The sequence below is a fragment of the Methylobacterium sp. WL12 genome (assembly GCF_008039475.1).
GTDB classification, from domain to species: domain Bacteria; phylum Pseudomonadota; class Alphaproteobacteria; order Rhizobiales; family Beijerinckiaceae; genus Methylobacterium; species Methylobacterium cerastii.
Genome location: NZ_VRUW01000041.1, coordinates 24,085 through 43,255, shown reverse-complemented (window position 1 = coordinate 43,255; position 19,171 = coordinate 24,085). Strand labels below are relative to the sequence as shown.

Below are 19,171 nucleotides of genomic sequence, written 5' to 3'. Positions count from 1 at the left end.
GGGTGACTGGTAGACCCTTGCTCGACGCCGAGGCCCGCGCGCGCATCGAGCGCGCGGTCGGCCACGCCGAGGCCGGCACCGCCGGCGAGATCGTCGTGATGGTGGCGGCGCGCGCCGGGCAATACCGATCGTTCGCGACCGTGGCGGCGCTCGTCGGCGGCTTGATCCTGCCCTGGCCCCTGCTCGCCCTGACCGCCTGGAGCACCGGGACCATCCTGCTGGCGCAGGCCGCCCTGGTGGCGGCCATCCTCGCGGCGGGACTGTCGGAGCGGCTACGCCTCGGCCTGACGCCGCGTCGCGTCCGCCGGGCGCGCGCCCGCGACGCCGCGCGCCGCGCGTTCCGGGCGCGGGGGCTGGGGCGCACCCGCGGGCGGACCGGCATCCTGCTCCACCTGTCGCTCGCCGAGCAGCATGCCGAGATCGTCGCCGACACGGGCATCCTGGAGCGGGTCGGCGACGCGCGATGGACCACGACGCTGGCCGACCTCACGGCCGCGCTCCGCGCGGGCGAGGCGGAAGCCGGGCTCCTGCGCGCGATCGAACGCATCGGCGCGGAGCTGGCGCGTCACGTCCCGGCCGGTCCCGAAAACCCCGACGAACTGCCGAACCACGTCATCGTCGTCGAGTGAGGCCGAGGATCGGATCGGGCCTTCGTCCAACCAAGTGATTCCGAAAACCGAGGGCTACCGGCTTCGGGCATCCGTACTCCTGCCGGTCGTACACTTGGCTGCTCGCCGCACGCGCATCACCTCGCCCCGCGTGCGGGGAGAGGGCTTTGTCGACCTCGTCGTCGGCAAAGCGAGGCGGCAGCCGACGGTGAGGGGGCTGAGCCGGAGGAGCCTCGTCCGTTGGCGCCCCCTCACCGTCGCTTCGGCTCCGCCTTCGCTTCCCGCACGGACGACGAGGTCCGTGCGGGCCTCTCCCCGCCTGCGGGAAGAGGGGGACCCGCGCGTGATCCGAGACCGTAACGCAATGGGGCGATATCGGTGGACCCGAGGAAGAATCACCGGCGTAAAAGCGCCGGGCGGGTCTCAGCCGCCGGTCACGCTCATGTGGCGGGGCACCGCGGCGGGGCGCTGGCGCTCGATGACGAAATCGTGGCCCTTCGGCTTGCGCGAGATCGCCTCAACCACGGCCGCGGTGACGAGCGCGTCGTCCGGCGAGGCGCGCAGCGCCGAGCGGAGGTCGGCGGCGTCCTCCTGGCCGAGGCACATGTAGAGCTTGCCGGTACAGGTCAGGCGGACGCGGTTGCAGCTCTCGCAGAAATTGTGGGTCAGCGGCGTGATGAAGCCGAGGCGCCCGCCGGTCTCCTCGACGCGGACGTAGCGGGCCGGGCCGCCGGTGTGGTCTGGAAGCGGCGTCATCGTGTAACGATGCTCCAGGCGGGCGCGGGCGACCGAGAGCGGCAGGAACTGGTCGGTGCGGTCGCCGTCGACCTCACCCAGCGGCATCACCTCGATCAGCGTCATGTCCATGCCGAGGCCGTGGGCCCAGGCGATCATGTCGGCGATCTCGTCCTCGTTCACGCCCTTCAGCGCCACGGCGTTGATCTTGACCTTGATGCCGGCGGCGCGCGCGGCTGCGATGCCGTCGAGTACCACCGGCAGGTCGCCGCGGCGGGTGATCGCGCGGAACTTGTCGGGGTCGAGGGTGTCGAGCGAGACGTTGACGCGGCGGATCCCGAGCTCGGCCAGCTCGGCCGCGAAGCGCCCGAGCTGGGTGCCGTTGGTGGTAAGCGTCAGCTCGTCCAGCGCGCCGGTGCCGAGATGGCGCGACAGGCGGCGGAACAGGTGCATGATGTCGCGCCGCACCAGCGGCTCGCCGCCGGTGATGCGGAGCTTGCGCACGCCGCGGTCGATGAACACCCCACAGAGCCGGTCCAGCTCCTCCAGCGTGAGCAGGTCGCGCTTGGGCAGGAAGTTCATCTCCTCGGACATGCAGTACACGCAGCGCAGGTCGCAGCGATCGGTCACGGAGATGCGCAGGTACGTGATCGCCCGCTGGAACGGATCGATCAGCGGTGCCGGCTGAGGGTGGCTCTGATGACCCATGCGGGACTCTGAACGCGACGACGCGGTTTCCGCGCGGGGATCGGATGACGAACCTAGCATGGATGCGCATATGATGGGACGCAGGCCCGCGGGCAAGCGCGTGCAGGGCCGCAGAGGCGCCGCCCGCCTCAGAAGTTGCAAGAGACGTCGCAAGAGACGTTACAAGGGAGTCCGACCGTGACCGAGGAACGCTGGCCGACCGAGATCCGGCTGTCGGGGGACAAGCGCGTGCTCAACGTCGCCTTCGACGACGGCGGGCGCTACGCGCTGCCGGCCGAATATCTCCGGGTGTCGAGCCCGTCGGCGGAGGTGCAGGGCCACTCGCCGGCCGAGCGCAAGGTGATCGGCGGCAAGCGCGCGGTGGCGATCCTGGAGATCCAGCCGGTCGGCAACTACGCGGTGAAGCTCGGCTTCGACGACATGCACGACACCGGCATCTTCGGCTGGAACTACCTGCACGAGCTCGGCCGCGAATACGATTCTCGCTGGGCGACCTACCTCGACGAACTCGCCGAGCGCGGGCTGGACCGCGAGACCGCGAAGGTCGCCCCGATCAAGGGCGGAACCGCGGCGAAGGGCGGATGCGGGAGCGGAGGCGGCGGGTGCGGCTGCCACTGAGGGCAGGCGGGGCAGCAAAAAAGGCCGGCGTCTCGGCCGGCCTTCTTTGCTCGTGGTCCGGGATCGACGCGATCAGCGCTGGACGATGACCTTCGTGCCGACCTTGGCGCGGGTGTAGAGGTCGATCACGTCCTCGTTGGCCATGCGGATGCAGCCCGAGGAGACGGCGGTACCGATGGTCTCCGGCTCGTTCGAGCCGTGGATGCGGTAGATCGAGCCGCCGAGATACATGGCGCGGGCGCCGAGCGGGTTCTCGATGCCGCCCTTCATGAAGCGCGGCAGGTCGGGGCGGCGGCGCAGCATGGTCGACGGCGGGCGCCAATCCGGCCATTCCTTCTTCATGGTGATGTTCTGGACGCCGCCCCAGGTGAAGCCGGGACGGCCGACGCCGACGCCGTAGCGCAGGGCCTCGCCGTTGCCGAGAATGTAGTACAGGCGGCGCTCGGCGGTGGAGACCACGATCGTGCCGGCCGAGTACGGGCCGCTATAGGCCACGGTCTCGCGCGGCACCGCCGACATCTGCGGGACGGTGGAGGCCATCGGGTCGGCGGCGTTCAGCGAGGCGTTGGCCGTCGGGACCGCGACGACCTGGACCGCCTGCGGGCGCACGCGCACGGACAGGGCGTTGTCCAGCGGCTGACGGGTCAGCGGGTCGATCTCGTAGGCGAGTGCGGGAGCCGCCCAGGCGGCAGCCGCGCAGACGAGCCCGATCAGGGCGAAGTTACGACGCATCAAGGCCTCTCAGAAGGCAGGCGAAAGCTGTGGAGAACGCGGTGGACGACGCTTCGGCACGTTGGCGTACCAAGTCTCGCCAAGGGGTAAACGAGCGCGGCCCAAAGCCAAGCCTGAAACCGCGCCGCACCATGGTTGGCGCCGCGCCGTGACACGGTGGCAACACTGTGGCAGCGTTGCCGTATCGTGGCGAAATCGCGCTCTGGCGGCGCCGTTCGAACGGGGATCGATCCGCCATTGTTTGCCGGCAGCGATCGAATACCGCGACGCCGCATCGAAGCCGGGATTTCCATGTCCTCGCGTCCCGCCGGGGACGGAACATCGCGCTGCCTTTGTAGTCTATTCGGCTCTGAACCCCGGTACGGATGCTGCGGCGGCAAGCTAGGAGAACTGCGCCCGTATCCTGAGACCACGGGCCACCTTCGGAAGCGCGTTCCTCATGATCGAGGACGCGCTTTTTCCTTGTCCGGTCCTGCGCTCGGGATCAGCGCGGCTCGACCAGGACGGGCAGGCCGCCCTTCGGCTGCAGGCTGATGGCACCGAACGGCACCACGGGCGCATCCGAGGCGAGGCGGAACCGGAAGCGGCGTCCGAGCACGGCGATCACCACCAGCATCTGCGTCATCGCGAAGGACGCCCCGACGCAGACCCGCGGGCCGGTCGCGAAGGGCAGGTACGCGAGCCGCGGCCGGCCGACGCCGTTGGCTTCTGTGAAGCGTTCGGGATCGAACAGGTCGGGGTCGCGCCACAGCTTCCGGTGCCGGTGCACGATCCACGGCATGACCGCGATGATCGCGCCGCGGCGAACCCGGTGGCCGGCGACCACGTCGCGCGCCGAGGCCTGCCGCAGGATGGCGGGGATCGGCGGATAGAGCCGCATCACCTCCTCGAGCACGCGGCGGGTGTAGGGGAGCCGGTCGAGGGCCTCGGGCGTCGCCACGCCGTCGGGCATGGCCGCATCGAGCTCGGCATGGAACCGCGCCTCGACAGCGGGATGCAGGGCGAGCAGATACCAGATCCAGGTCAGCGCCCGGACGGAGGCCGCGCCGCCGGCGATCAGGCTCGCCGCCTCGTCCCGGACCTCCGAATCCGGGAGTTCCTGCCCGGTCTGCCGGTCGCGGCCGTGGGCGAGGCGCCAGAGCAGGTCGTGCGCCCCGGCATAGTCCGGCTGGCGCCTGGCGGCGATCATCGCGTGCAGCTCGGCGTCGAGGAGCGGCAGCGCCGGGTCGCGGCGGTGGTGGACGAGGCGGTCCGCGAGCCAGGTCGGCTTCGGGATCAGGTCGATCATCCGCGGCTTGTGCGGCACCTTCGAGAGCCAGCGCAGGATCGGCAGGCCCGCCGGGTCGCCGCCGGTCACCACCTGGTTCCACAGCAGGGTCGAGAGACTTCCGACCGACCGCTCGATGTCCACCGGCGCAGTCGAGCCCGCCGACGCGACCTCGTCGGCGATGCGCCCGGCGAGGTCGAGCATCGCCGGCACGTCGGGGCGGATCGAGCGCGGATCGATCGTCGGCGTCGCGACGCGGCGGTGCCGGCGCCAGACCTCGCCCTCGCTCGCCAGCGTCCCCGTCCGCAGGTCGGTCTCGAACAGGCGGCGGATCGAGGTCACGCGCGGGTAGTTGTCGAACCGGTCGATCAGCACGTGCCGGATCGCCTCAGGATCGCTGACGAACAGGACCTGCTGGCTCCAGTAGTTGCGCGGGACCACAAGGGTCTCGAACAGCTCGGCGTCGCAGGCCGCCAGCGAGTTGGTGGCGGCGGTCTTGAGGAAGGTCCAGGTCGGCAGCCGGCGGGCCGGGCGCGGCGGCATTCCGGGAATCGGCGGCTGTTCGGGCGTAGCCGCCCCCTCCGTCACGTCGTCCTCCACGCCGACCGCCATGAGACCCCGTCCCGACATCCGCCCGGGCCGAAGGATGCCGGACCGCTTCGCCTCGCGCCCGAGGCGACGGAGCCATGCGGCGTCGGAGGCCTCGGCACAAGGCCGTCGCCGCGAGGGCCCGGCCCGCCGCGGATGCGATCAGGCGGCGTCGAGGCCGAGATCGATGATCGCGGCGCTGTGCGTGATCCAGCCGCAGGAGATCAGGTCGACCCCGGAGGCCGCCACGGCGCCGACCGTGGACGCGTTGATCCGGCCGGAGGCCTCCGACAGCGCGCGCCCGTCGATCATCGCGACCGCGCGGGCGAGCTGCTCAGGGCTCATGTTGTCGAGGAGCACGGCGTCGGCGCCGACCGACAACGCCTCCTGCAGCTGGTCGAGGGTGTCGACCTCGACCTCGATCTTGACGAGGTGCCCGGCCCTGGCGCGCGCCCGCTCGATCGCCGGGACGATGCCGCCGGCGACCGCCACGTGGTTGTCCTTGATCAGCACCGCGTCGTCGAGGCCGAAGCGGTGGTTGGAGCCGCCGCCGGCGCGCACCGCGTGCTTCTCCAGGGCGCGCAGGCCCGGCGTGGTCTTGCGGGTGCAGACGATCGAGGCCTTGCCGTGCGGCCGCGCCGCCTCGACGAGGCCGGACGTGGCGGTGGCGACGCCCGACATCCGGCAGAGCAGGTTCAGCGCCACGCGCTCGGCGGTGAGGATCGCGCGCGCCGGCCCCGACAGGCGGATCACCACGTCGCCGGGGGCGACCCGCGCCCCGTCGCCGCGCTCGATCACCGCCTGGACGGCCGGGTCGACCAGCGCGAAGGCGATCACCGCGGCGTCGACGCCGGAGATCACGCCGTGCTGGCGCGCGGCGATGACGCCGTCGAGGCGGGCATCCGCCGGCACGATCGCGTCGGTGGTGATGTCGCCGGCGCGGCCGAGGTCCTCCAGCAGGGCTGCGCGGACGATCGGCTCCACGAGGAGCCGCGGCAGGGGCAGGATATCGCTCATCGGGCCATCGCCTCGTCGGTGCGCTCGGGTTCGGGCATCACGGCGTGCAACGTCGTCTCGCTGTGCCGTGCCGGCGCGGCGTGGGGGAAGTCGCTGCGCCAGTGGCCGCCGCGGCTCTCGCGCCGGTCGAGGGCGGCCTGCGCGATCATCACGGCGGTGAGCGCGGCATCGCAGCCCGCCTCCGCCAGCGGCGTCAGGGCGTCGACGGCGGCCCGAAGCCCGGCCTCGTCGCGCACCACGCCGACGTGGCGCTCCATGGTCTGCCGGATCGCCGGCAGGTCGCCCGCCGGGCGCTCGGTGCGGATGTCCGGCACGGCCGGCCCCGGCGGCATCGCGTCCAAGGCGTCGGCGATGAAGCCCGAATAGGCCAGCGCCTCGAGGAGCGAGTTGCTGGCGAGGCGGTTGGCGCCGTGAAGGCCGGTGGAGGCGACCTCCCCGTTCGCGTAGAGGCCAGGGACGCTCGACGCGCCCGCGCCGTCCACGCGGATGCCGCCCATGTGGTAGTGCGCGGCCGGCCGCACCGGGATCGCCTGCCGCGCCGGGTCGATGCCGGCTTGGGCGCACAGGCCGGCGACCGTCGGAAACCGCGTCGCCATCGCAGCGCCGAGCGCCCCGCGCGTGTCGAGGGAGACGGTTCGGCCGCGCGCCAGCGCCTGGAAGATGCCGCGGGCGACGACGTCGCGCGGGGCGAGGTCGCCGCCGGCGATGCCCGCCATCACGGCGGCGCCGGTCTCGTCGACGAGGCGCGCGCCCTCCCCCCGCAGCGCCTCGGTGGCGAGGGGCATCGGGTCGGCCCCGACGGCGATCGCCGTCGGGTGGAACTGCACGAACTCGAGGTCGCGCATCACCGCGCCGGCGCGTGCCGCCAGCGCCAGGCCCTGACCCGTGGCGCCGCGCGGGTTCGTGGTCGAGGCGTAGAGCGCGCCGACGCCGCCGGTGGCGAGCACCACCGCCCGGGCGGGGATGCGGAAGCGGGCGCCGTCGCGCTCGCACACCACGCCGGCCACCGCCCCGTGCTCGTCGCGCAGCAGGTCGTGGACCGAGGCCGTCACCAGCTCGATCGAGGGCGTGGCGAACACCGCCCGGACCAGAGTCTCGAGGACGCGGGCCCCGGTGGAATCGCCGCCGGCCCGCACGATCCGGCGGCGGCCGTGGGCCGCCTCCAGGCCGAGGGCCAGCGCGCCGGCGGCGTCGCGGTCGAACGGCGCGCCGAGGGAGACCAGCCAGTCGATCAGCCGCGGGCCTTCCGCGGCGACCCGCAGGGCGACCGCGGGATCGGTGAGGCCTGCGCCGGCGGCCTCGGTGTCGGCGGCATGAAGCGACGGCGCGTCGTCGGCGCCGATCGCGGCGGCGATGCCGCCCTGGGCCCAGCCGGTGGCGGTGCCGAGCCCGAGCGGCGCGGCGCTGACGAGCGTCACCGGTCGCGGCGCGAGCCGCAGGGCGACGCTCAAGCCGGCGACGCCGGCGCCGACGACGACGACGCGGTCGGCGGGGTTGCGCGAGAACGCGTTCATCGCGCACCCACCGCGAGCATGCGCTCCACGGCGGCCCGCGCCCGGTCGGCCAGCGCGGGATCGACGACGACCTCGTGGGTCATGGTCTCCAGGGCGTGCCGGATGTTCGACAGGCTCATGCGCTTCATGTGCGGGCACATGTTGCAGGGCTTGATGAACTCGATGTCCGGGTTGGCGGCGGCGATGTTGTCGGCCATCGAACACTCGGTGACGAGCACGACCTGGGCCGGGCGCTTCTCCAGGACGAAGTTCATCATCATCGCGGTCGAGCCCGAGAAGTCGGATTCGGCCACCACGTCCGGCGGGCATTCGGGGTGAGCGATGACGGTGACGCCGGGATAGCTCTCGCGCACGTCGCGGATGTCGGCGGGCGTGAAGCGCTCGTGCACCTCGCAGTGGCCGGCCCAGGTCAGGATCTCGATCTCGGGCAGCACCGCCTGGACGTTCTGCGCCAGGAACTCGTCCGGGATCATCAGCACGCGCTTCACGCCGAGCGAGCGGATCACCTCCACCGCGTTGCCAGAGGTGCAGCACAGGTCGGACTCGGCCTTCACCGCGGCCGAGGTGTTGACGTAGGTCACGATCGGCACGCCGGGGTACTTCGCGCGCAGGCCGCGCACGTCCGCGGCGGTGATCGAGTCGGCGAGCGAGCAGCCGGCGGCGAGGTCCGGGATCAGCACGGTCTTGCCCGGATTGAGGAGCTTGGCGGTCTCGGCCATGAAGTGCACGCCGGCGAGCACGATCACGTCGGCCTTCACCGTCACCGCCTCGCGGGCGAGCGCCAGGCTGTCGCCGACGATGTCGGCCACCGTGTGGAAGATTTCCGGCGCCTGGTAGTTGTGCGCCAGGATCACGGCGTTGCGCTCGCGCTTGAGGCGGAGGATCGCCTCGATGTCGGGCACGAGGGCCGGCCACTCGATCGCCGGGATGTGCCGGCTGACGCGGGCGTAGATGTCGGGCAGCGGCATCCCGGCGGGGACGGCGCGGGGGGCGGAGACAGGAAACGCGGTCGACGCCATGGCGCCCTCCATTATGCTCAGTTTGAGCATTGTGCCGCCTAAGTTAGGCGCGCCGCATCGCCCTGTCTAGATATGCTGAGACTGAGCATAACGGTTTTGCGACGCACCCGCCCGCATGCGTCGCGACACGCCGCCCGTCCACACGAGCCGCGTCGGCGCCGACCCAGATCGCCGCAGGCCGAAATCGCTCGAAGATAACCTATGTTGCTGCGGTGCCCGAACGATTGCGCGAAATCCCGATTGGGTGCCGAGGCGCCATCGGAACTCCAGCTGCGCGGGGCACGATGCTCATCACCACGGAAGACTGTAACGGCACCTCGGAATCCCTGTCCGTCGAGGCGCCGAAACTGTCCGATGCTATCCGCATCCACCTGGGTGAGCATCTAAGAACCACCTATGCCGCCTCGATGCAGGCCTCGCCGCCGCCGCATCTCGGCGACCTGCTGGCGCGGCTCGAGGCCCTGCTCGCCGACGCGAAGGGGCGCGACGACTCGGCGTTCCGCGCCGGCCTCCTCGAAGCGGCGACCAGCCTGCACAGCTTCGCCATCTCGCTGACGCGCAACCCGTCGGCAGCCGACGACCTGGTGCAGGACACGATGCTGCGCGCCTGGCGCAGCCGCGGCAGCTTCAAGGTCGGCACCAACCTCGGTGCGTGGCTGTTCACGATCATGCGGAACGCTTTCTACAGCGTGCACCGCAAGCACGCCCGCGAGGTCGCCGACAGCGACGGCGACCACGCCGCACGCCTGACGAGCCTGCCCGAGCAGGGCGGCCATCTCGACCTGCAGGACGTGCAGGCCGCGCTCGGGCGGCTGTCGCCGCCGATGCGCGAGGCGCTGATCCTGGTGGCGGTCGAGAACGTGTCCTACGAGGAGGCGGCCGCGATCCTCAAATGCCGGATCGGCACGGTGAAGAGCCGGGTCTGGCGCGCCCGCGACCAGCTCGCCCACATGCTCGGCTACACCGGTGCCGAGGTCGGGGCGGACCACCTCACCCTGTCGGCGATCGGCGAAAGCGCCGTCGGCGTCGGAGCCTGACCGAAGCGGCGGCGCGCCTGCGAGCCTCCACGACGCCGCCTGCGCGACGCCCGGTTGCTTTCTGCCGATCGCATTCTTCATCCAGTTGCGCCGATACGGCGCAGTTTGGAACGGATCGAATCAATCCGTCTGGCGTTCCCGTTGCGACACCGCCCTGCGGGCACGCCCTTCGCCCGCACCACAGCGCCCGGCATGCCGGCCGCACGGGACAGCGAGCATGACGGACAAGACACGAGACGGCGCCTTCGCGCTGACCCGGCGGACGCTGGTGGAAAGCTGTGCGGCCGCCGCGGCGGCCACGGGCTTCGGCGTTTCGGCAAGGCCTGCCTTCGCCACGGAGCCCGGCGACCCGGCCCCGCAGATGCTGCCGGTCCGCCTGACCGTGAACGGCACGGCGCACGACCTCACCCTCGACACCCGCACGACGCTCCTCGACGCGTTGCGCGAGCATCTCGACCTCAACGGCTCGAAGAAGGGTTGCGACCACGGCCAGTGCGGCGCCTGCACGGTTCTGATCGACGGGCGCCGGATCAATTCCTGCCTGACGCTGGCCGCGATGCACGAGGGCGACGCGATCACCACCATCGAGGGCCTCGGCACCGAAGAGCAGCTTCACCCGCTTCAGGCCGCCTTCCTCCACCATGACGGCTTCCAGTGCGGATACTGCACGCCGGGCCAGATCTGCTCCAGTGTCGGCATGCTGTCGGAGGCCAAGGCCGGCTGGCCGAGCCACGTCACCGAGGACCTCGTCGGCAAGGCCGACTTCACCGATGCCGAGATCCGCGAGCGGATGAGCGGCAACCTCTGTCGCTGCAGCGCCTACCCGAACATCGTCGCCGCGATCCGCGAAGTGGCGGATTCCTCCGCCGGCACCGAACTCTAAAGGGCGCGCGCGATGAAAGCCTTCACCTACGAGCGCCCCGCCACCGTGCGCGACGCCGCCCGCCTCGCGGCCGAGCGGCCGAACGCCAAGTTCATCGCCGGCGGCACCAACCTGCTCGACCTGATGAAGCTGCAGGTCGAGACGCCGACGACCTTGATCGACATCAACCGCCTACCGCTCGACAAGGTGGAAGCCACCGCCGACGGCGGCCTGCGCATCGGCGCACTTGTGCGCAACTCGGACCTCGCCGCCGACCCTCGGGTGCGCAAGGATTACGCGGTGCTGGCCAAGGCCCTGCTCGCGGGCGCCTCAGGGCAGCTGCGCAATAAGGCGACCACCGCTGGAAACCTGCTTCAGCGCACCCGATGCTACTACTTCTACGACACGTCGAAACCCTGCAACAAACGCGAGCCCGGCTCGGGCTGCTCAGCGATCGGCGGGTTCAACCGCATCATGGCGGTGCTCGACACCAGCGACGCCTGCATCGCCACCAACCCGTCCGACATGAACGTCGCGATGCGCGTCCTCGATGCCGGCGTCGAGACCCTGTCGCCGAACGGCGCGACCCGCACGATCCCGATGGCGCAGTTCCACCGCCTGCCGGGCGACACCCCGCAGATCGAGACCGCTCTGCAACCCGGCGAGATCATCACCGCGGTGACGCTGCCGAAGCCGGTCGAGGGCCTGCACGTCTACCGCAAGGTCCGCGACCGCGCCTCCTACGCCTTCGCTACCGTCTCGATCGCCGCGGTGATCGGGAAGGCGGACGGCAAGATCACCCAGGCGCGGATGGCGTTCGGCGGGCTCGCGCACAAGCCGTGGCGGGTCGAGGCGGCCGAGGCCACGCTCGCGAAGGGCGGCAGCGCGGACGACGCCGCCGACGCGGTGCTCGCCGGCGCCCGCGGCTACGGCACCAACGACTTCAAGATCCCGCTGACCCGGCGGACGCTCCGCGCGGTGGTGACCGACGCCACCCGGACCTGACCGTCCCAAGCTTCCAGGATGAACGCCATGGAGATGAACCAGCCGGTCGGCAAGACGCCGCTCGACGACAAGGCCGACGGCCTCGTCGGGCGGCCGATCGACCGCATCGACGGCCGCCTCAAGGTGATGGGGCGCGCGCCCTACGCCTACGAGACCCGCGAGGTGAAGAACCCGGCCTATGGCTTCATCGTCGGCGCGACGATCGCCGCCGGCACGATCCGCTCGATCGACACGGCCGCAGCCGTGAAGGCGCCGGGCGTCATCCATGTGATGACCCACGAGAACGTGCCCGCGCAGGGCGAGAAGAAGGAGCAGGTCTGGCCCCAGCTCACCGGGACGAATGTCGCGTTCTTCGACCAGCCGGTGGCCTTCGTCGTCGCCGAGACCTTCGAGCAGGCCCGTGCCGCGGCCAAGCTCGTCAAGGTCGCCTACGACGTCCGGACGCCCAAGGCATCGCTTCGGGCGGCCCTGCCGCAGGCGATCGAGCCGAAGAAGGTCCAGACCGACCCGGACTCGAAGCTCGGCGACTTCGACGGCGCGTTCGCGTCCGCCCCGGTCAAGCTCGATGTCGAGTACACCACCCCGACGCAGATCCACGCCCAGATGGAGCCGCATGCCACCATCGCCTCCTGGGAGGGCGACAAGGTCGTGCTCTATACGGCGAACCAGATGCTCAACCGAGGGCAGAAGTCGTTGGCCTCGGTGCTGAAGCTGCCGGTCGAGAACGTCCGGCTGGTGAGCCACTACATCGGCGGCGGCTTCGGTTCGAAGCTCCAGCCGATGCCGGAGGCGACGCTGGCGGCGCTGGCCTCCAAGGCGACCGGGCGCCCGGTGAAGGTCGCGCTGACCCGGCAGCAGGAATTCCACGTCGCGACCCACCGCACCGACACGATCCAGCGCATTCGGCTGGCCTCGGATCGCGATGGCAAGCTGACGGCTCTGTCGCACGAATCGTGGTCCGACACCGCGCAGGGCGACGAGTTCTACGAAACCTCGGCCAACGTCACGCGCTCGCTCTACGCCGCGCCGAACCGCATCACCCGCCACCGCCTGGCCAAGCTCGACCTACCGATCGCCTCGTCGATGCGCGCGCCCGGCGAGGCCGTCGGCATGTTGGCCTTCGAGTGCGCCATGGACGAGCTGGCCGAGCAGATCGGCCTCGATCCGATCGAGTTGCGCGTCCGCAACGAGCCGACGCAGGACCCCGAGAAGCAGGTGCCGTTCACGGTGCGCCAGCTCGTACCGTGCATGCGGGAAGGGGCCAAGCTCTTCGGCTGGGACCGGCGTAAGCCCGCCGGCACGACGCATGACGGCAACTGGATGGTCGGCATGGGCATGTCGGCGGCGGCCCGCCTCAACCCGCTGATGCCCTCTTCGGCTTCGGTGAAGCTCGGTGCCGACGGATACCTCACCGTGCGGATGGCGATGACCGACATCGGGACGGGCACCTACACCATCCTCGCTCAGATCGCCGGGGAGATGATGGGCCTACCAATCGAGCGCATCCGCGTCGAGATCGGCGACACCGCCTACCCGGCGGCCTCCGGCTCCGGCGGATCGTTCGGGGCGGGCTCGGCCGGCTCAGCGCTCTACGTCGCCTGCGCGGCTTTGCGCGACAAGCTCGTGGCGGCGACCGACCTGCACCCGGATGGCGTCGTCTTCGCCGACGGGCGCGTCACCTCCGGCAACCGCTCGGAGGCGCTGGTGGACCTCGCCGGCGCCGACGGCGTCTCGGCGGAGGGCGAGATCAAGCCGGGCGCCTTGAAGGAGAAGTACTCGCACTACTCGTTCGGCGCGCACTTCGCCGAGGTCGGCGTCGATCGCGACACCGGCGAGATCCGGCTCCGCCGGATGCTCGGCGTCTTCACCGGTGGGCGCATCCTCAATGCGAAGACCGCCCGAAGCCAGGCGATCGGCGGGATGACCTTCGGCGTCGGCGCAGCATTGATGGAGGATGCGGTGATCGACGAACGCACCGCCACCTACGTCAACCACGACCTCGCCGAGTACCATGTCCCGGTGCACGCCGACATTCCGGCGATGGATGCGGTGTTCCTCCCCGAGGTCGACGACAAGGCCAACCCGCTCAAGAGCAAGGGCCTCGGCGAGCTGGGCATCTGCGGCGCCGGCGCGGCTCTGGCCAACGCCGTCTACAACGCCACCGGCATCCGCATCCGCGACTACCCGCTGACGCTGGACAAGGTGCTGAAGGGTTTCGAGGAGCAGGACGGACGGGCCCCGCGCCGGGCATGATCGACACCGCAGGTTGACGGCGGCACGTTCGGTGGACATCCCGCGATGAGCCAACATCCGGGAGCCACACCATGGTGTCCGCCGACCGCCATCCCCCGCCCCGCTTCAACGCGACGCGCTACTGCCTCGGGGTGAACGCCGAGGCGCGGTCGGAGAAGACTGCGCTGATCCTGGTCGGCGCGGACGACGCGGTCGAGAGCCTGACCTTCGCCGAGGCCGACCGGGCCGTGCGCGGAATCGCGGCCGGGCTCCTCGCCCGTGGGCTGCGCCGCGGCGACCGGGTGATGATCCGGATGGGCAACGAGGCCGACTACGTCCTCGTCTACTTCGCTGCGCTCGCCGCCGGGCTCGTCGCCCTGCCCTCCTCGCCGCAGCTGACGCCGGCCGAGGCGGCGTTCCTCATGGAGAATTCCGGCGCGGCCGCGGTCGCCGTCGGCGGAGGCTGCGTGATCGAGCCGGCCGACCTCGGCGACCGCATCCTCCTCGACGGCGCCGCGATCGCCGCGATGAAGGCCGGAGACCCGATCCCCGACTACGCCGACACGGCCGCCGACGACCCGGCGACCCTGGTCTACACCTCCGGCACCACGAGCCGGCCGAAGGGCGTGCTGCACGCCCACCGCACGATCTACGGGCGGCGCCCGATGCTCGACCACTGGCTCGGACTGTCGGAAGCCGACACGATGCTGCATGCCGGCACGATGAACTGGACCTATACGCTCGGCGTCGGCATCACCGATCCGTGGTCGGTCGGGGCGACGGCGGTGCTCTACAACGGCCCGCGCGACCCGGTCGTCTGGCCGCGGCTGATCGCGCGCCATCGCGCCACGATCTTCGCCGCCGTCCCGAGCCTCTACCGCCAGATCCTCAAATACGGCGACCCGGCCGCCTTCGACCTGTCGAGCCTGCGCCACGGCTGCACCGCGGGCGAGGCGCTCCCCGGGGACGTGCTCGACGCCTGGACCCAAGCCACGGGAAAGCCGCTCTACGAGGCGCTGGGCATGAGCGAGATCTCGACCTACGTCTCGACCGGGCCGACGATCCCGCAGCGCCGCGGCTCGCCCGGCAAGCCGCAGCCGGGCCGTCACGTGGCGATCCTCCCCGTCGCCGGACCGCCCGAGCCGCTGCCGCCCGGCGAGACCGGCCTCCTCGCCGTCCACCGCTCGGAGCCTGGCCTGATGCTCGGCTACTGGAACCGCCCCGACGAGGAGGCGCAGGTGATGCGCGGCGACTGGTTCGCCGGGGGCGACCTCGCCTGCCTCGATGCGGAGGGCTACCTCTGGTTCGAGGGCCGCAACGACGACCTGATGAATGCGATGGGCTACCGCGTCTCGCCCAACGAGGTCGAGGGCGCGCTGATCGCCCATCCGAGCGTCGCCGAGGCCGGTGTCGCCGAGTTGCCGGTGCGGGCCGACGTGTCGGTGATCTGCGGCTTCGTTGTGCTGCAGCCGGGCGCGGAGCCGGATGCCGACGCGCTGATCGCGTGGTGTGCCGAGCGGCTGGCCGCCTACAAGCGCCCGCGCGAGATCCGCTTCCTCGACGCCCTCCCCCGCACCGCCAACGGCAAGGTGCAGCGCAAGCGGCTCGCCGCCGCGGCCGGAGCTCGTAGCACGTGACCGCGAACCCGCCGAACGGCACGATCGCCCTGCCGATCTCCGTCTTCATCATCGCCCGCAACGAGGCGGACCGCATCGGCGCGACGATCCGCGCGGTGCGAGACCTCACCGACGACCTCGTCGTGGTCGATTCCGGCTCGACCGACGGGACTCAGGCGCTGGCCGCCTCGCTCGGCGCCCGGGTGATCCACAACGACTGGCCGGGCTACGGCCCGCAGAAGCGCTTCGCCGAGGACCGGTGCCGCCACGACTGGCTCCTGAACCTCGACGCCGACGAGGTGGTGCCCCCCGACCTCGCGAGTGACATCCGCGCCCTGTTCGCCGAGGGCGAGCCCGGCAAGGCCGCCTGGCGCATCGCCATCGCCGAGGTCTTCCCCGGCGAGAGCCGCCCCCACCGCTGGGCCTACGCGCTGACGCCGGTGCGGCTCTACCGGAAGGACCGCGGGCGCTATTCGCCCTCCCCCGTCCACGACCGCGTGGCGCTCGAGCCCGGCGTCGAGCCCGGGCGGCTGAAGGGGGTGATCCACCATTTCTCGGTGCGCTCGCTCGGCGACCAGCTCGACAAGCTCAACCGCTATTCCGACCAGCAGGCCGACGACCTCGAGGCGCGCGGCGTCGCGATCCCGACCTGGCGAGTGTTCGTCGAGCTGCCCGGCAACTTCCTGAAGGCGTATCTCGGCCGCCGCCACTGCATGCGCGGCGTCTACGGCTTCCTCACCGCGATGAACTACGCGATCTCGCGCCACCTGCGCATCGCGAAACACTACGAGCGCCGAAGGGCCTCCGCGGCCTCTCCGCCCCGAGATTCGCTTGACCGCCCCGGTCCGACCTCTTAGAGCCGACGACGCTGGAGACGTGGCCGAGCGGCTGAAGGCACTCGTTTGCTAAATGAGCATACCCAGAAATGGGTATCGAGGGTTCGAATCCCTCCGTCTCCGCCATCTACGACTGCCCATCATAACTCTTTGTTTTGACTGGGCTTTCGGCTGGCTACAAAACCCATTTGTCCCCGATTTGTCCCCGAACGAGTTGCCTGTGGAAAGCCTGGGCCCATACGTCCGTTCCTGACTGCTCGCTTTGCCCATTGGCGGCCAATGACCGGGGTTCGAAGCAAAGATTTTCGCTCACCAAGCCCCATTGTCAGCCATGACCCAGCCGTCGCGACGCCTAGTCCTGGTCCGGCATGGCCAGAGCGAAGCCAACGCGGACGGCCTTTTCACGGGTAGGCTCGATCCTGCCCTAACCGAACAGGGCCGGCGGGAAGCGTGCGCGGTCGGGACGATCCTGAGAGATGAAGGGCATCGCTTCGAGGCAGCCTTCACGTCGACCATGACGCGGGCCGTCACGACCTCGGCGCTGGCACTCGGTGTCCTTGGACAGGCGGAACTCGTCCCCCATCAGGACGCAGCGCTGGACGAGCGCGATTACGGCGACCTCGGTGGCCTCGACAAGGTGACCGCCTACCGACGTTTCGGGGCTGAACGGGTCGAGGACTGGCGTCGGTCGTACGAGGGGCGGCCGCCGAACGGCGAAAGCCTCAGGGACACCGTCGCACGGATCGTACCGTTCCACCTGAGGCACATCCAGCCGGCGGCGATGCGCGGTCCGACGCTGGTCGTCGGCCACGGCAACGCGCTGCGGGCCCTGGTGATGGCAATCGAAGGCCTTAGCGCGGGCGATGTCGAGTCCCTTGAACTCGCGACGGGGGCGATACGGATCTACGGGTTCGCCCAGGACACCACCATTGTATCGCGAAGGCTCATCGGGTGATGTCGTTCAGTACCCCGCGTAGCGGGGTTCGGCGGCGGACAGAGGCGATCGAACCGTACGAAAATCCGTTCGATCATTGCACGCCCAGATCACAGACTATAATCATTCCAAGGTAAGGAATGCAGCGCGCTGACGGCGACGCCAGCCCCATGGAAGCGATGCCGAGAAAGAGACCGCAACCCATCCTGCAGCTGTGGCGCTACGCCGGCTCCAGGCTGTAAGACCCCGTCAGCAAGGCCTACGTCTCCGCAGAGGACCTGGAACGGTTCAGGAGGGAGGGGCATCGCATTTCCGTCCGGGACGTCGAGACCGGACAGGACGTCACCGAAGCGTGCATGGCCTATCGTATCCACTGACCGGGCATCGACCCCATGCTTCAGGCTTGATGAGCGGGTCTATGGACGCAGCGCTCGGGCGGCCCATCCGACAAAGGTGGCCTATGCCGGAGGGGACTGCCATCGCCGCAGCGCCTCAGAAGGCGACCCGCGCGGTCGCGTGGACCGGCAGCTCCCCCGGCCAAGGCCCCGGGCGCTCAGAACACGGCCAGGAATAACAGCGAGGAACCAAGGTCCACTCAGGCCGGGCTGGGTCTTTCAGTCCGGTCGCCCGTCGCGAGGGAAGGCCGCCCAAAACGCCTGGAGGTCGGCCGCCACATGGCGTCCGACCTCCAGCTTGATCACAACGTTAAATCAGCGACTGCGGCGAACGGGCAATCACATCCGGTGGCCGCGGTGGTGCCCCATCATGTGGCCGCGCATGTGGTGGCGATGCATCATGCGGTGGCCGCGGTGATGGCGCATCATGTGGCCACGCATGTGGTGGTGGCCTATCATGCGGCCATGGCCACGATGACCGTGCATGCCGTCCATCCGGACCTCGGTCACGGCGGTGGGAGTGTCGACCGCGCCGATCATGCCGGGAGCGGCGGAAGCCGGTGCCACGGTGGCGGCGCCCAGGGTGGCCAGGATGGCGGCGGCGAACAGAGACTTCCTCATGGGCTTCCTCGCATCGTTGTTGCCGGCCGGCCGTCGGGGTCGACGTCGTCCGGGAACAGGGAACGGCTCAGCTTCGCTCCCCGTTCCGCGAGGTACGCTGTCCTCCCTGCTCGCCGCAGAGGGGAAATGCCTTTCCCGAAGGTCGGCTACTTCGCCTTGGCGGCGAGACCCTTCAGGCCAGCGTCGTAGACGCCCGCGATGGCCTCCTTGGCTTTGTCGTCAGGAGCGCCCTTCGCCTTGAACGTGCCGGTCCAGGTGACCTTGGAGCCGCCAACGTCCTTCTCGACCATGATCGTGGACTTGTAGTCCTCCACCGGCAGCGGTCCGGAGAGGATGGTGTAGGTGTAGCTCATCTTCTTATCGTCGCGAGCCTGCTCTTGTTCGACGATGGTGCCGCCGCCCTTCAACGACAGTGTCCGCTCCTCCTTGCCCCCCTTCTTCGAGAGGGCGCACTTCTCGATGACGGGGTGCCAATCGCCGATGCCGCAGAACCCTCCGACGGTTTTCCAAACCGCCTCGGGCGACGCGGCGACCATTGTGGTTTTTGTCACTTCCAAAGCGAAGGCAGGCGTAAAGGCGACCGTGGCTAGGGCCACGGCGGGAACGATGATCTTGAACATTTGGCGTTTCCTCAAACAAGTTCTTGAGCGCGTTCAAGCGCGCCATGAAAACAGCTAGAGCGTGATCAAAGCCAAGCCATCCCGCTTGCGTGTCCATCAACCGCTAAATCATCAGGCAAATGGCAAATTGGCAGTTGCCTGCTCGGCCGACGCCCTCTTCGTCCAAGGCAGGGCCAAGAACGTCACTAACGCGGTTCCTCGCAGGCT

The 19,171-nt window shown here is 70.2% G+C and carries 17 protein-coding genes, 1 tRNA gene and 1 pseudogene; 11 read left to right on the top strand and 8 right to left on the bottom strand.

Annotation, left to right across the window (positions count from 1 at the left end):
• Nucleotides 1-2: 2 nt before the first annotated feature.
• Nucleotides 3-629, top strand: coding sequence for a TPM domain-containing protein (locus FV226_RS16040; RefSeq protein ID WP_147763685.1), 627 nt, complete (start codon nucleotides 3-5; stop codon nucleotides 627-629).
• A 402-nt stretch (nucleotides 630-1,031) separates the two neighbouring features.
• Here FV226_RS16040 and moaA read toward each other — a convergent pair whose 3' ends face one another.
• Nucleotides 1,032-2,051 carry a GTP 3',8-cyclase MoaA gene (moaA, locus tag FV226_RS16030; RefSeq protein ID WP_147754330.1) on the bottom strand — a complete coding sequence of 340 codons (1,020 nt, stop codon included), beginning with the start codon at nucleotides 2,049-2,051 and terminating at the stop codon, nucleotides 1,032-1,034.
• A 177-nt stretch (nucleotides 2,052-2,228) separates the two neighbouring features.
• Here moaA and FV226_RS16025 point away from each other — a divergent pair, with 177 nt between their 5' ends.
• The gene (locus FV226_RS16025) at nucleotides 2,229-2,669 is read left to right on the top strand and encodes a DUF971 domain-containing protein (protein WP_147754329.1); all 441 of its coding nucleotides are present in this window, start codon (nucleotides 2,229-2,231) and stop codon (nucleotides 2,667-2,669) included.
• Between the two features lie 72 nt (nucleotides 2,670-2,741).
• On the opposite strand, the gene FV226_RS16020 is transcribed toward FV226_RS16025, so the two are convergent.
• The 5 genes from FV226_RS16020 to nadA all read right to left on the bottom strand — a co-directional run bounded on the left by FV226_RS16020 (nucleotide 2,742) and on the right by nadA (nucleotide 8,806).
• The gene (locus tag FV226_RS16020; RefSeq protein WP_147754328.1) at nucleotides 2,742-3,401 is read right to left on the bottom strand and encodes a L,D-transpeptidase; all 660 of its coding nucleotides are present in this window, start codon (nucleotides 3,399-3,401) and stop codon (nucleotides 2,742-2,744) included.
• Between the two features lie 484 nt (nucleotides 3,402-3,885).
• Nucleotides 3,886-5,280: a cytochrome P450 gene (locus FV226_RS16015; RefSeq protein ID WP_147754327.1), complete on the bottom strand. Its 1,395-nt coding sequence runs from the start codon at nucleotides 5,278-5,280 to the stop codon at nucleotides 3,886-3,888.
• Nucleotides 5,281-5,418: 138 nt separating this feature from the next.
• On the bottom strand, nucleotides 5,419-6,273 hold the full coding sequence (gene nadC / locus FV226_RS16010) for a carboxylating nicotinate-nucleotide diphosphorylase (protein WP_147754326.1): 855 nt from the start codon (nucleotides 6,271-6,273) through the stop codon (nucleotides 5,419-5,421).
• The gene (locus tag FV226_RS16005; protein ID WP_147763684.1) at nucleotides 6,270-7,787 is read right to left on the bottom strand and encodes an L-aspartate oxidase; all 1,518 of its coding nucleotides are present in this window, start codon (nucleotides 7,785-7,787) and stop codon (nucleotides 6,270-6,272) included. Before FV226_RS16005 ends, nadC begins: the two co-directional genes overlap by 4 nt.
• Nucleotides 7,784-8,806, bottom strand: a complete 1,023-nt coding sequence (nadA, locus tag FV226_RS16000) for a quinolinate synthase NadA (RefSeq protein ID WP_147750061.1) — start codon at nucleotides 8,804-8,806, stop codon at nucleotides 7,784-7,786. The genes FV226_RS16005 and nadA overlap by 4 nt, the downstream gene beginning before the upstream one ends.
• A gap of 284 nt (nucleotides 8,807-9,090) precedes the next feature.
• Here nadA and FV226_RS15995 point away from each other — a divergent pair, with 284 nt between their 5' ends.
• From FV226_RS15995 to FV226_RS28640, 9 genes and pseudogenes are all read left to right on the top strand, one after another.
• Entirely contained in the window at nucleotides 9,091-9,843 is a 753-nt protein-coding gene (locus tag FV226_RS15995; protein ID WP_147763683.1) for a sigma-70 family RNA polymerase sigma factor, read from the top strand.
• A gap of 217 nt (nucleotides 9,844-10,060) precedes the next feature.
• Nucleotides 10,061-10,726: an aldehyde dehydrogenase iron-sulfur subunit PaoA gene (paoA, locus tag FV226_RS15990; RefSeq protein WP_147750059.1), complete on the top strand. Its 666-nt coding sequence runs from the start codon at nucleotides 10,061-10,063 to the stop codon at nucleotides 10,724-10,726.
• A 12-nt stretch (nucleotides 10,727-10,738) separates the two neighbouring features.
• Nucleotides 10,739-11,710 (top strand): xanthine dehydrogenase family protein subunit M, encoded by a 972-nt coding sequence (locus FV226_RS15985; RefSeq protein ID WP_147750058.1) that lies wholly within the window; start codon nucleotides 10,739-10,741, stop codon nucleotides 11,708-11,710.
• A 27-nt stretch (nucleotides 11,711-11,737) separates the two neighbouring features.
• Nucleotides 11,738-13,963: a xanthine dehydrogenase family protein molybdopterin-binding subunit gene (locus FV226_RS15980; RefSeq protein ID WP_147750057.1), complete on the top strand. Its 2,226-nt coding sequence runs from the start codon at nucleotides 11,738-11,740 to the stop codon at nucleotides 13,961-13,963.
• A gap of 71 nt (nucleotides 13,964-14,034) precedes the next feature.
• Nucleotides 14,035-15,579 carry an AMP-binding protein gene (locus FV226_RS15975; protein WP_147750056.1) on the top strand — a complete coding sequence of 515 codons (1,545 nt, stop codon included), beginning with the start codon at nucleotides 14,035-14,037 and terminating at the stop codon, nucleotides 15,577-15,579.
• Nucleotides 15,576-16,415 (top strand): glycosyltransferase family 2 protein, encoded by an 840-nt coding sequence (locus FV226_RS15970; RefSeq protein ID WP_238272700.1) that lies wholly within the window; start codon nucleotides 15,576-15,578, stop codon nucleotides 16,413-16,415. The genes FV226_RS15975 and FV226_RS15970 overlap by 4 nt, the downstream gene beginning before the upstream one ends.
• 13 nt (nucleotides 16,416-16,428) lie before the next feature.
• Nucleotides 16,429-16,520 (top strand) — tRNA-Ser (locus FV226_RS15965).
• Nucleotides 16,521-16,725: 205 nt separating this feature from the next.
• Nucleotides 16,726-17,349, top strand: a complete 624-nt coding sequence (locus FV226_RS15960; RefSeq protein ID WP_147763682.1) for a 2,3-bisphosphoglycerate-dependent phosphoglycerate mutase — start codon at nucleotides 16,726-16,728, stop codon at nucleotides 17,347-17,349.
• 236 nt (nucleotides 17,350-17,585) lie between these two features.
• A pseudogene (locus FV226_RS28640) lies at nucleotides 17,586-17,705 on the top strand (polyhydroxyalkanoate synthesis regulator DNA-binding domain-containing protein); the annotation flags it as partial.
• 357 nt (nucleotides 17,706-18,062) lie between these two features.
• Here the strand turns inward: FV226_RS28640 and FV226_RS15950 are convergent.
• Nucleotides 18,063-18,344 carry a hypothetical protein gene (locus FV226_RS15950; RefSeq protein WP_147763681.1) on the bottom strand — a complete coding sequence of 94 codons (282 nt, stop codon included), beginning with the start codon at nucleotides 18,342-18,344 and terminating at the stop codon, nucleotides 18,063-18,065.
• A gap of 146 nt (nucleotides 18,345-18,490) precedes the next feature.
• Nucleotides 18,491-18,964 (bottom strand): SRPBCC family protein, encoded by a 474-nt coding sequence (locus tag FV226_RS15945; RefSeq protein ID WP_147763680.1) that lies wholly within the window; start codon nucleotides 18,962-18,964, stop codon nucleotides 18,491-18,493.
• Between the last annotated feature and the right edge of the window lie 207 nt (nucleotides 18,965-19,171).

Excerpts from the sequence above, each read along its gene's own strand:
- moaA (WP_147754330.1), bottom strand. The coding sequence starts at position 2,051 with ATGGGTCATCAGAGCCACCCTCAGCCGGCACCGCTGATCGATCCGTTC.
- FV226_RS16020 (WP_147754328.1), bottom strand. The coding sequence starts at position 3,401 with ATGCGTCGTAACTTCGCCCTGATCGGGCTCGTCTGCGCGGCTGCCGCC.
- FV226_RS16015 (WP_147754327.1), bottom strand. The coding sequence starts at position 5,280 with ATGGCGGTCGGCGTGGAGGACGACGTGACGGAGGGGGCGGCTACGCCC.
- nadC (WP_147754326.1), bottom strand. The coding sequence starts at position 6,273 with ATGAGCGATATCCTGCCCCTGCCGCGGCTCCTCGTGGAGCCGATCGTC.
- FV226_RS16005 (WP_147763684.1), bottom strand. The coding sequence starts at position 7,787 with ATGAACGCGTTCTCGCGCAACCCCGCCGACCGCGTCGTCGTCGTCGGC.
- nadA (WP_147750061.1), bottom strand. The coding sequence starts at position 8,806 with ATGGCGTCGACCGCGTTTCCTGTCTCCGCCCCCCGCGCCGTCCCCGCC.
- FV226_RS15995 (WP_147763683.1), top strand. The coding sequence starts at position 9,091 with ATGCTCATCACCACGGAAGACTGTAACGGCACCTCGGAATCCCTGTCC.
- paoA (WP_147750059.1), top strand. The coding sequence starts at position 10,061 with ATGACGGACAAGACACGAGACGGCGCCTTCGCGCTGACCCGGCGGACG.
- FV226_RS15985 (WP_147750058.1), top strand. The coding sequence starts at position 10,739 with ATGAAAGCCTTCACCTACGAGCGCCCCGCCACCGTGCGCGACGCCGCC.
- FV226_RS15980 (WP_147750057.1), top strand. The coding sequence starts at position 11,738 with ATGGAGATGAACCAGCCGGTCGGCAAGACGCCGCTCGACGACAAGGCC.
- FV226_RS15975 (WP_147750056.1), top strand. The coding sequence starts at position 14,035 with ATGGTGTCCGCCGACCGCCATCCCCCGCCCCGCTTCAACGCGACGCGC.
- FV226_RS15960 (WP_147763682.1), top strand. The coding sequence starts at position 16,726 with ATGACCCAGCCGTCGCGACGCCTAGTCCTGGTCCGGCATGGCCAGAGC.
- FV226_RS15950 (WP_147763681.1), bottom strand. The coding sequence starts at position 18,344 with ATGAGGAAGTCTCTGTTCGCCGCCGCCATCCTGGCCACCCTGGGCGCC.
- FV226_RS15945 (WP_147763680.1), bottom strand. The coding sequence starts at position 18,964 with ATGTTCAAGATCATCGTTCCCGCCGTGGCCCTAGCCACGGTCGCCTTT.